The sequence below is a fragment of the Clostridium fungisolvens genome (assembly GCF_014193895.1).
Lineage (GTDB): Bacteria > Bacillota > Clostridia > Clostridiales > Clostridiaceae > Clostridium_AR > Clostridium_AR fungisolvens.
In genome coordinates this window covers 141655-154308 of record NZ_BLZR01000001.1, presented here as the reverse complement: position 1 = coordinate 154308, position 12654 = coordinate 141655, and the positions used below count along the sequence as shown (strand labels likewise).

The 12654-nt window shown below is 33.3% G+C and carries 5 protein-coding genes; all 5 read right to left on the bottom strand.

The window, feature by feature from the left end; genetic code table 11:
- Positions 1 to 116: 116 nt before the first annotated feature.
- The 5 genes from bsdtw1_RS00635 to bsdtw1_RS00615 all read right to left on the bottom strand — a co-directional run bounded on the left by bsdtw1_RS00635 (position 117) and on the right by bsdtw1_RS00615 (position 12097).
- A complete protein-coding gene (locus tag bsdtw1_RS00635; RefSeq protein WP_183275675.1) occupies positions 117 to 1982 on the bottom strand; it encodes an ABC transporter ATP-binding protein in 1866 nt (621 codons plus the stop codon).
- Between the two features lie 3 nt (positions 1983 to 1985).
- On the bottom strand, positions 1986 to 3704 hold the full coding sequence (locus bsdtw1_RS00630; protein ID WP_183275674.1) for an ABC transporter ATP-binding protein: 1719 nt from the start codon (positions 3702 to 3704) through the stop codon (positions 1986 to 1988).
- A gap of 666 nt (positions 3705 to 4370) precedes the next feature.
- Positions 4371 to 5846: a methyl-accepting chemotaxis protein gene (locus bsdtw1_RS00625; RefSeq protein WP_183275673.1), complete on the bottom strand. Its 1476-nt coding sequence runs from the start codon at positions 5844 to 5846 to the stop codon at positions 4371 to 4373.
- A 440-nt stretch (positions 5847 to 6286) separates the two neighbouring features.
- Entirely contained in the window at positions 6287 to 7909 is a 1623-nt protein-coding gene (locus tag bsdtw1_RS00620) for a glycoside hydrolase family 5 protein (RefSeq protein ID WP_183275672.1), read from the bottom strand.
- 507 nt (positions 7910 to 8416) lie between these two features.
- On the bottom strand, positions 8417 to 12097 hold the full coding sequence (locus tag bsdtw1_RS00615) for a CARDB domain-containing protein (protein WP_183275671.1): 3681 nt from the start codon (positions 12095 to 12097) through the stop codon (positions 8417 to 8419).
- Positions 12098 to 12654 lie beyond the last annotated feature (557 nt).

The window sequence follows — 12654 nt, the reverse complement described above, 5'->3', positions numbered from 1 at the left end:
AGTTTTTCAATTAATTAGGCGCATCTTTATATAATTTTACCATAAATAACAAAAGTGGTCGTATATTTTTTATACAACCACTTTTAAGGTTTATAGCTCAATGCTTAACTTACCTTTTACTTATCAGCTTCCTGTAACTGTGGCAATTTTCCCATCTGACTAATAACCATATCATAATATCGTCCTTTTTTCTCCATTAGGCTTCTGTGATCGCCTCTTTCAAGTATAGTTCCACCACCGATAACCATAATATGATCTGCATCTCTAATAGTAGATAGACGATGGGCTATTAAAAAGCTAGTACGGTTTTTCATAAGCTTTGTTAAAGCTCTTTGTATATCTTTTTCAGTCTTTGTGTCAACGCTGCTTGTTGCTTCATCAAGTATAAGAATAGGACTGTCACATAACACTGCTCTTGCAATGGAGATAAGCTGTCTTTGACCTTGACTTAGATTATCTGTAGCGCCAGACACCATTGTTTGATAGCCTTTTGGAAGTTTATCAATAAAATCATGAGCATGTGCTATTTTGGCTGCTTCTATAACTTGTTCATCCGTTGCATCTTTTTGTGAATATCTTATATTATCCATTATAGTACCAGTAAATAAACATGTATCTTGAAGTACTACAGAAAAACAGTTTCTCAGGCTATCTCTCTTTAAATTAGTTATTGATTCACCATCAATTAAGATATTTCCACTATCTGCATCGTAAAAGCGAGTAAGAAGGTTAACAATTGTAGTTTTACCTGCTCCAGTTTCACCAACCAGTGCCACTGTCTCTCCAGCTTTAACATTAAAGCTAATATCTTTTAAAATAGGAGTATTTTTGTTGTATGAAAAACATACATTTTCAAAAGCAACTTCCCCTTTTGGATTTACTATTTCAAAAGCATTTTCTATATCTGCAGTTTCTTCTTCATGATCCAAAATCTCAAAAACACGTTCAGCTCCTGCAAGTGCTGATTGAATTGTGTTAAACATACCCGCAACAGAGTTAAGAGGCTGAGCGAATTGTTTTGAATAACTCAAAAAGCTAACAACAGTACCAACAGCTAATCCATATCCTACTGACAATATTCCTCCCACGATAGCTACTATTGCAAAAATAAAGTTGTTGATAACATTCATAAGAGGCATCATATACCCAGCCCAGGTTTGAGCTTTACTGCTGCTTTCAAATAATTTTTCATTTATTTCTTTAAACTGTTCCAATACGTCTTGTTGCTTCCCAAAGGCTTTTACCATCTTTAACCCAAGTATATTTTCTTCAATAACTCCATTAAGTGAGCCAAGGCTTCTCTGTTGAGCTAAAAAGTAAGAGCGACTTCTGGATGCAATTAAACGAGTTAAAAATATTACCAGCGGAATACATAACAAAACCACAAAAGTCAGTGGAACATTTAATGTAATCATAACTACAAAGGAACCTGCTAAAGTTAAAACACTTGAAATTAGCTGTGTAGTTGTCTGAGCAATAGTAGAACTGATATTGTCCACATCGTTTGTAATTCTACTCATTGTATCACCATGGGAACGTGTATCATAAAATTTGAGTGGAAGTTTTTGCATCTTCTCAAAAAATTCTGTACGTAATACTAGTACTAATCTTTGCGAGACCTTAAGCATTATAACTCCATTAATCCAAGATATAATACAATTGGTTATATACAAAGCAATAATTATCCATAAAAATCCTACAAGTGTTTTTGTATCTACTGTTCTATTAGAAATCCTGAAGGTATTGAAGGTTTTGCCTGTAAAATATGGTATAGCAACTGAAATTACTGATGAGAATACAGTAAGTACCATTGCTACAAATATTGTCTTAGCCCACCTCATATATATTTTTATGATTCTACTTAAGGTACCTTTTGCATTTTTAGGCTTTGCAGTAGGTGCAAATCTATTTGGCCCACCACCACCTGGTCTACCCCCAATAGATGGAGCCTTTACTTCTGGTCTAGAAATTTGCTGTGCCATAGTCTACACCTCCTTGCTGCTTTCTATTTGTGTCTTATAAATATCCTGGTATATCTCACAATTCTGCATAAGTTCAGCATGAGTTCCAAATCCAACTTTAACCCCATTATTCATAACCAAAATTTTATCTGCAAACATTGCTGTTCCGCAGCGTTGAGTAATAGTAATTACAGTCTTTTTAGTTATTTCAGGATTAAGATTTTCTCTGACCTTCGCTTCAGTTACTGCATCTAAGGCACTAGTTGCATCATCTAATATAATTACTGAAGAATCCTTAAGTATTCCTCGAGCAATTGAAAGACGTTGCTTTTGTCCACCAGAAATATTAACACCAGCACTTCCTAAAATACTATCATAACCATTTTGCATATTTTCAATAAAGTTTGCTTGTGCCTTCTCTACAGACTCATATATTAATTCATCACTAGCCTCTTTATTTCCCCATCTAATATTGTCAGTTACAGAACCTGAGAAAAGCATTGGCTTCTGAGGAACTATAGAAATATTGTCTCTAACAGAAGCAATATCTAACCTCTTGATATCATTACCATTAATTAATATGGATCCACTATTTATATCATAGAATCTCAAAAGTAACCAAGCTATAGTTGACTTACCACTACCAGTTGGGCCAATTATAGCCAAACTTTGTCCATCTTTAACTGAGAAAGATAAATCTTTTATAGCTGGCACCCCACTACCACTAGGATAGGCAAAGGTAACATTTTTAAACTCTATGTCCCCATTTAGTTCTTTCTTTTCACCACTATGATTAAAATCTTCCTCGCTATTAAGCACTTCTTTTATACGTACAGTAGATGCCTTCGTTCTTACAAAAGTATTAAATATATTTGTTATCATAATTAAAGATGTGAGAATTTGAGCCATATAAATAGTGAAAGCTGCGATATCTCCAGGATTAGCAAGTTTTGAAACAAACATTTTACTACCCATTAAGATTACAATCACTGTACCAATTCCAACAGTAAGGGTAATTAGTGGTGAAGTTAAAGTTACAATCATCTGTGAAGATACACCTTTTTTCATAAGGTTTGTGTTTGCAATTTCAAATTTCTCTGTTTCCTTGTCATAAGTTCCAAAAGCCTTAACTAAACGTACTCCAATAAGATATTCTTGAACTACTGAGTTAACTTTATCCATAGCTTGTTGCAATTTATAAAAACGTGGGTAGCTCAGTTGCATACTTACTATAATAAGTATAGCTACCACTGCAACCACACTATAAATAATAAGACTTAGTCTAAAATTAAGTAAACTTGCAAGCACAATACTTCCAATACAGGTTATCGGTGCTTTTAGAAAAATCCTCATGATTCCATTTACAAATTGAGTAATTTGTGATGTATCATTAGTCATACGTGTTATAAGTGATCCACTTTCAAGCTTATCTGCACTTAATTCAGAGAAATGAACAATCTTCTCGAATAAATCATATCTCAAATCTGCTCCCATACGTTGTGATACCTTACTTGCCAAAATGTTTCGAGTTACAGCAAAGCATGCACCAATCATTGTGACTAAAACCATAAGTGCTCCCCAATAATAAACCTTTGAAAGAGAACCCTGCTCTATACCCGTATTAACTATATTAGACATAAGGGTTGGACCAAGCAAATCACATACAGCCTCAAGGGCAACGCAAAAAACAGCAGTCAAAAAAGGAGCCTTGTACTTTTTAAAATACTTGCTGTATAAATTCATTAAATATATACCTTCTTTCATCTATAGAGTTCAAACTTAAATAGTTAATTTGTACATATTCAAAGATATTCGTACACTGTTTAAACAAATCTAAATTCCACACATTATTATACTCCTTTTATTATGGTTAAAAACAATTTGTATATATAGGTATAGGTTTTCATATGTTAATTTTTTGTTTCTAAAATTATTTTAGCTACCACAGAAGTAATTTCTTCTTCCCTATACCAACCTTAGTAAACCACTTACAAACACCTAAGTACAGCTATTATAAAAATGTAGAAAATAATAATAAGGAACTATTTCAGATGTATACAAATACAAAAGCTATACACATAAGAAAATTATTTTCCTTATTATGCATAGCTTTTATTCTAAAAATTTATAACCATCTGGTTTATAATACTTTCTTATATTACTCTTTAATTTTGAAATATTCTTAATATTATTATTAAAATTAAGTGGTTATGCAGGAGATGCTCTATGAGCGAGCAACTAGAATTAAATGATTTTTTCAGATGGAATGGCGTTAATAAACTGTACTGTTCGAACGTAGTGAGTTTACAGTTTTAGCCATGCAATATGAAAAAATCTTATTAATTCTTTGCGCAAGCTCATTAAAGCATTGGATGCATAACCACTTAATTACAGTTAATATGTATATCTCTATTCTTGCTTCATTGTATTTCTCAAGTTCTCACTTGAATCATTAATTTTATTCATTAAATTAAATATATTATCTACATTTGAATTATTCTCTTCAATAGTTGCAAGCATTTCTTCAGTAGCTGCTGAATGCTCTTGTGCGATAGCTGCCATGCTTTCAGACTCTCTACTTACTTTATCAAATATTACCTTAGTGTTTTCTATAGCTTTAAGTTCTGTTGATATGTTTTTATCAATTTCTATAAATGCTTTCTGGATCTTTTCAAAGCTTTCATTTACCTCTTTTGTGATTGTTTCTCCAATTTGCGCAGCTTCATTTCCATTTTGCACTGACTCTAAAACCTTTTTAGTCTTATTATTTATTGTGTTTATAACTTCATTGATTTGCTTTACAGTATCAGCACTTTCCTCTGCAAGCTTTCTTACTTCATCTGCTACTACTGCAAACCCCTTACCTGACTCTCCTGCTCTAGCTGCTTCTATTGCAGCATTTAATGCTAATAAGTTTGTTTGTTCTGCAATTTGTACGATTGATGATAAAAAGTTATTTATAATGTCCATATTGTCCTGCAACTCAGTTACTGTAGCAACGGATTCAGTTACAGCAGTACTTATTATATTCATCTGCTTATCCATCTGTATTATTTTTTCAGAACCTTTAGATACTAATTCGCTTGTCTTATGTGAAATATTTCCTAATTGTTTTGAAATCTCTTGGGTTTCTAAAACCTTTAAATCCGCAGTATTCATCATATTACTTATTTCATTTATAGCTGTAGCTTGTCCTGTCACTCCAGTAACTACTTCATTAACTGTGTCAACCATTGTTTCACTTATTTCTTTTACAGATTGTAGATTAGTAAAGCAGCTTGATATATCTTCACCTAAAGATACTGTATTAGTGTTTATCACTCCCATAGTAACTTTTAAGTCCTCTAAAGAACTTCCTGCCTTCTTTGCTTCCACACCAGCTAACTTAATTAGATCTTTTCCCCATTTAGTCATGAAATAGATTATTAAAGCTATAAAATTAACAATTACTATTTGTAGTATTCCAGTAGTATTAAGTTGTCCTATAAATGCCAGTTTTCCAACTACAGCTAAATTAGCTAAAACAGTGCTTATTACAAATATACTTGAATTTAGATACAAAGCAGAAATACTTATAGGCAAAAGAATTAAGTATACAGAATTTGCATCTGTTGTAGAGTTAGCTGTTGATATACTCATAATAATGATTGTTATGTACGCTACTAAAATCTCATATTTCTTTTTAATAATTGATAAAACAGAAAATACTAAAATCACTACTATAATTCCTGCAGTAGCGAAAAGTGCTGGAGTTTTTAGATATATCCCTAAAGAAATCAAAGCTACAGATAGTAAAGTTATTATACCTGTTACTACCTTGTTTACTTTCTTTAAGTGATCCTTCATAAACTCTTGACCGTTGTTTTTCATTGAATTTTCTTCCATAATTTCTCATCCCCTTATTTGTCATATGTTATATTGTTATATAAAGCGGCTTTTTAACCTCTATATATTACTAAACATATTTCACTTGCTTTGTCATTAATATGTATATTATATCAAAATTTATCATAAGATGATTTATTTTGCATAAATTTTTATGTTTGCTTTAGCTAAAATAATAAGCCCATAAAAAAGGGAGTAAAAATTTCTTTTTACTCCCTTATATAGATGTACCACTTCATATTGAAACTTATTATTTTTAAATTCTCTCACCTGAACCCGTGAGAGTTTTAAAAATAGATTTCGGATTGAAGTGGTACATCTTTAAATGCACCACTTCATATTGAAACTTATTATTTTTAAATTCTCTCACCTGAACCCGTGAGAGTTTTAAAAATAGATTTCGGATTGAAGTGGTACATCTTTAAAACTAATCTTTTATTTTAAATAAAATTAATTTCGTCTAAATACAACCTACCTTTATTTACAATAATCTTAATTTTAGACTCACTAGCTTCTGAAATGGAAATTGGTTCTATTGTCTTCTTGTCCTTAGTTATGCCTAAATCTAGCGTACATAATTCTCTGGAATCCTGCATTATGGACATATTTACAGGCTCGTCGCAGCGATACACAAATGAAATACTGCTGTCATTTGAGGTATCATTTATTGAATACGTCACAAATTCATCATCTTTTAGCTCTAATATAAATCTGTCCCACAGGCAGTCAAAAACAAATCTTCTTTCAAGCTGTTCTACTGGTGTTTCTTCTATTATTTTCATTCCTGTGTTATCTCTGTACTTATACATATTTCCTTCTTTACTTAGCCCGCTATATGACTTTCCCTTTCCAGGAAGCTCATCAAAATCAGTGGCACGAACTGTACACCCTGGAGTTCTAAACACATGACTTCTAACTTCAGAATTATACTTGCAGTTCTCAACTTTTATATTTTCTAAATAGACATTTAATATTTCAGCAGCTTTTTCGTAGCCTGGATGTGCTTCCCCCTCAATGTATCCGATTATCTTATCCCAGCCCTCGGGCCATTCTATAGAATATGGAGAGTTAGTGCAACTCATCTTTTTCCAAGGCCACAGATTATAGCCGATATTTAATTCTGCGCATAATGGGTATAAGGCTGTGTACCACTGATGTATATTTTCACCAGTTTCACCTAGCCATAAAGGAACATTTAATCTATGAGAAACTTCTATAAATTCCTTTAAGGAATCTATTTGTGGTAAGCAGGCATATCTATGGAAATGTATAACCATGTTATCATCATACTTTTTATAGAATATACTTGTATCAGTGGACCAATGATGACCTTCAATAGATAGCATATGCTTTGTATCTATTTGCCTAATGGCTACAATTACTTCCTCGTAGAACTTAACCAATCTTGGCAATAAGTAGTCTACATTCTTAACCTGCTGAGAGCCTGGTCTTATTGGCTCATTTAATAAATCATAACCTCCAACAATCCATCTATCCTTATATCGCTCAGCTAACTTCTTCCATAAGCTAATTCCCTTATCCCAGCTGTCTTTATCTATAAATAATCTAGGTATATCATCAATACAATCATCTATATTTGCACCAGTTTGTCCACCCGGAGCACCATGCAAATCTAGGAAAACATAAATCTTATATTCCTCACACCAATCTATACATTGATCTAGAAGTTTAAAACCCTCTTCTTTCCATACTAGTCCTGGCTCACTTTCCATAAAAATACGCCAATTAAAAGGGATTCTTACAGAATTGTATCCTTGTTCTGCCATAAGTCTGATGTCTTCTTTTGTTATATAATTCTCCCTAAACTTCTTCCAAAATTCTTCTGAATATTTACTTCCAGCTAATTCTCTTATTACCGCTTCTATACGGTGTGGTCTATCAAACCTGGTATTTTTAGCCTTCCACATATATCCTTCTTGAAGAAGCCAATTTCCAAGTCCCCATCCAGCTAGTATGATTTCCTCTCCATCTTCATTTACTATGGATTTGCCTTCTGCTCTCAAAAAACCTTTTACTCTGCTACTGCTAAATTTTTCGTTCATATCTATTTCTCCTTGTATTGCAAAAATATTACTAATAAGAGTTCCTATATCGAAACTTAGTCTATACTTGTTCGAAAATCCCGGCTTCTGGGGATTTTCAGCCATGTATAAATTAATAGTTGAGTTAGGAACTTTATAAATATCCTTAGTATGTATAAATTGAATTTTAAATCGTAATTGTTTTCATACGGGGAATTGATAAACTGCTTCAGTCTCTAGATTCAAAATAAAAACTTTGATTATTCTGCGAATATTTGCTTTCATAATTTTCAACGTGAAGTAGTTTATCTATAGTAATTAACTTCAATGTATATCAAAGCCTATTAACTTCAACAACATAATTATATTAATAATCTCCTATTAACCAAAGTAGCTTTTATTTGGATTAGGGTTCTTTTTTTAGTTAATTTAAAGAGCTGCTTAACTTTTCACTTCTAACTAAAATGGCAAAAAAGATATGTGATTCATCAATGATTCACATATCCTTTTTGATTATATATATTTAGTTTATTTTACTGTTAGGACAAATCCATTCTGGATTAGATAAGGATCGGTTGCTTCAATATTTCTCATGGTTAGATTAGTAAAGGTAGCTGATCCGTTATTTGTGTAAGTGTAGATAGCTTCACCTAAATGCGGTTGTGAGAATCTTGAAGTAGTTATATTGTCTTTTCCTGTTCCATCTATAGTAATATTATTGAAGTTAATATTAGAGAAACCACCACTATATCCAAATTGTATTGCATCTCTTTGAGCGTTGATAATATCTATATTTGAGAAAGTAATGTTCTTAATTCCTGTATTTGATGCTTCTAAGTCTATAGCACCTCTTTCTCCGTTATAACAATCCTTACTTGTACCAGAGTTTATTATTGTAGTGTCTGAGAAAGTAATTCCTGTGTTATTTTCAAAATGATATCCTGGGAATACTGTGTTTAATCTTATACCTGATCCCATAAAGCAATCCTTAATATAGTTATTAGTTGCCTTGTGTCCTGAGCCTCCGAAAATAGCTATTGCAGCTGCACGCCAGTTATTTTCGATGGTATTATAACTAAAGGTATTGTTTACTTCCATTGGAGCATTCATTGTGCTGTCTGGCCACATTGCTAATCCATCATCACCATTGTTTCTTACACTGCAGTTTTGAACTGTAGAGTTTTTAGTACCTTGGCAGAAGTTTATACCATCAGCTAAGTTATTTCTAACACGTCCATTGGATATTATTAATCCATCTGCTGGTATAGCTGGAGTATGAGCATAATCTGCTACCCAGAAACCACATTCAAAATGTTCTTCCCAGAAATCATGGATGCGAGAGTTTGTGCCGAAGTTATCCATAAATGCTTTGTAAATTGCATTTTGGTTGTATCTAGTTCTAAGCATAGAGTTCATATATACATTACTGAAATCAATTGTTCCTGTAACTCTTAAGGATATTCCACCACTTGCTGAATTTGGTGATGTAAATTGAAGGTTTGTATACCACATTCCAGCACCAGTGATAGTTATATTATTTGCATTTATAGTCCACATACCACCTAAGTTAAACTTACCCTCAGGGATATATACAGTTTTTCCTGAAGATGCTGCTGCACTTACACAAGAGTTAAAAGCTGTAAGGTCATCAGTAGAATCGTTTGGTGTTGCGCCATAATCTGTTACTGAAAGTGAATTAGCTGGTTTTGAAATTGCAGCTGGAACTGGCTCTATCTCTAAGAAGTCCACTCCATATTCAATACTATCGCCATTTGTCTTTTGGATTCTTATCTTATCTCCAGCTTTAAGGGCTGTAGGAAGTTTAAAGTGAGTTTCATCAAATCTAAAGGCTGCTTGACCTCCATTTGGAGCATCAGCTGGCTGATCACTTGTAAAGTACTGCCATGAATAATATGAAGTTAGTGAAATAGTACTAACCTTTGTACCATTTACATAACAATCTAAGGATCCACTTAACCCCATTCCATCAGCTGTATCAGGCATTGTAAATCTCATATCAACCCCTGCACCGCCTTGATTTACAGTCCATTCTACATAGGAACCGTTAGTTGGAAGAGCTACATACTTCTGATTTGAAGCCTCAGAAGCAGTAAGGGAATAATCAAAGGTTGGAGCTGTACGTAATACTGCGCCTCCTCCTATTGAAGCGTCTTCTGATTCATATCTTGTATAAGGAACTGTAGCTCCACGGCTTCCTGGAGCTGGTGGAGTTGTTACTACCATTTGAGTTCCGCTAGTATAAGAGTTATTTGTTTCGTCAATTTCTGCAAAAGCATTGGTATCATCAGCATTTGCTGAAACTGTGTAGCTTCCTGCTACTGCTGTATAACTTGCAGTTACTGTAGCTGTTGCACCAGTTGCTATAGATGAAGTAGTTGAACCAGTTACCTTTGTACTACCTACATTAAAACCAACAACATTTGCTACACCTGCAGTTGTTGCTGCGCCTTGATTTTTAACAGTTGCAGTTAAAGTAACTATATTTCCTGTTTGAGGATTTGATGGATTCCATGATACGTCTGTAACCACTAAATCCGGTTTAGTTGGTGCTGTAACCACTAATTGTGTTGAGCTTGTATAAGAATTGTTTGTTTCATTGCTTTCAATTATAACGTTTGTATCATCTACATTAGCAGAAGGTGTAAAGGTTCCTGCAACTGATGTCCAAGTTCCAGTAACTGTTGTTGTTCCACCAACTGGAATTGATGCAGTAGTAGAACCAGTCACCTTTGTACTTCCAATGTTGAATCCAACAACATTGTTTAGACCAGCTGTAGTAGCTGCAGCACCTTGATTTTTAACTGTTGCAGTAAAGGTTACAGTTTGTCCAGCAGTTGGGTTAGTTGGAGCAAAGGTTAAACCTGTTACTACTAAGTCTGCTTTAGCTGATGTTGAAGAATTTACAGTGATATAATCTATATTTACATTACCAGTATCAGTTGTATCATATTTATAAGCTATTGTATTATTTCCTGAATTTAAGGATAGAGTTTCTATTTTATCTCCCCAAGTGTTCCAATCAGCTAAGGCTGGAAGAGAGGTTTGTTTTACCTTAGTACCATTAACATAAACACTTAATGTCATTGGATTACCATTGTATGCATTTGCATATCTTAAATCTACATCATAATAACCTGCTGATGCAGCATTAACATTAAATGATGCCTGTGATGCTCCTGCTGTTTGAATTCCATCTACAAATCCGCTTCCTGAGTATCCAGTATGATCAGTATTTATTTTTGCTCCGCCTGAAAGTGTAGCTGCTTCACCTTCATACTTATTTCCACTTGGTGGTATAGTTGTAGTAGAAACTGTAATACTCTTTTCTAAGTTGTTATTACTTTCATTTGATTCGGCTATTAAACTTACATCATCAATGAATGCTCTAACAGTATGAGTTCCACTTGTAGCAGTCCAAGTAGCTTTAGAACTTGGTCCACCGTTACAGGTTAAAGTAGCAGTTCCTCCTGCTGGTATAGAAGAATTAAAGGTATCACACCAATTAACTTGAGTTCCATCTACAAATATACTAAGTCCATGCTTAACTCCAGCAGGTGTTGCACCAGTTCCTTGATTTTTTATTACTGCACTAAAAGTAACTTCATTATTTGTTGCAGGACTTGCAGGATTCCAAGTTATATCTGTAACAACTAAATCAGGAGTACCTGTTGTTGTTCCAGCACCATAAACTTCAAATTCAGCTACTTGTCCTCCAGTAGCACCACTATTAGCAGTAATATTTAATCTAATATATCTCTGGCTTGTACTAGAGAAATTTATTGTTACCGAATTACCTGTTGCAGGGTCAAAGGTATAAGTAGTGGCTGCAACAAGCGTATTATAAGTTGAATTGTCTGTGCTTCCTAGTACTGATAGGGTTTGAGTTCTCTTTGCCCAAGCACTATCAGGATTCAGTTTTAATACCACCTTATTTACAGATTGAACTGTTCCAAGGTCAACAGTTAAAGTACTAGGGTATGAAGCCCCCTCCCAATAAGTATTAACATTTCCGTCATTAGCATTGGTAGCTACATAGGTTTGAGTATAATTGCTCGCAACTATGGATTTCCCAAGTGCTAAGTTTGCTGCATCTGCAGCATAAGATGTCTTTGAAAGTACTAAACCTTGCGCAAGCACTACAGTGGTTGCTAAAAAGATAGTCGCTAACTTTTTAAAGACTCTTCTCATTTTTTTACCTCCATTTTAAATTTTTAATCTTAATAATTAAATTTATAATTACATGAAATTCGCTCAACTAACTATAAATTTAAAAATTAGCAATTTAATATTAGTTTCAACTCATGAGATTTAATCCAGGTTTCTTAATTTATCAGATTGAACTGGTACATCCATGGATGTACCACTTCGAAATAAAACTTGTTATTTTTAAATTCTCTCACCAGAAGCCGTGAGAGTTTTAAAAATAGATTTCGGTTCGAAGTGGTACATCTATATAAAGCTGCGAAAGTATATGATTTGTTATTTAATATAGAGAGCGTTAGAAGTATTGCAGAATTGTACTTTTATATTTAAAACATAAGCATATCTCAAGTTTCAGTAAACGATTTAATAACATTACTATACTATTTTCTATATTCTAAAAAAAGTAGACTATTATGCTAATTGGTTTGTAATACTACACACTTTTTTCGTCAATATGAAACTATATATCTTTTTATTGAAGTTATTATATCAACCATTATATAATTACGAATCAATCATTTAATTTTATTAACATTATATAT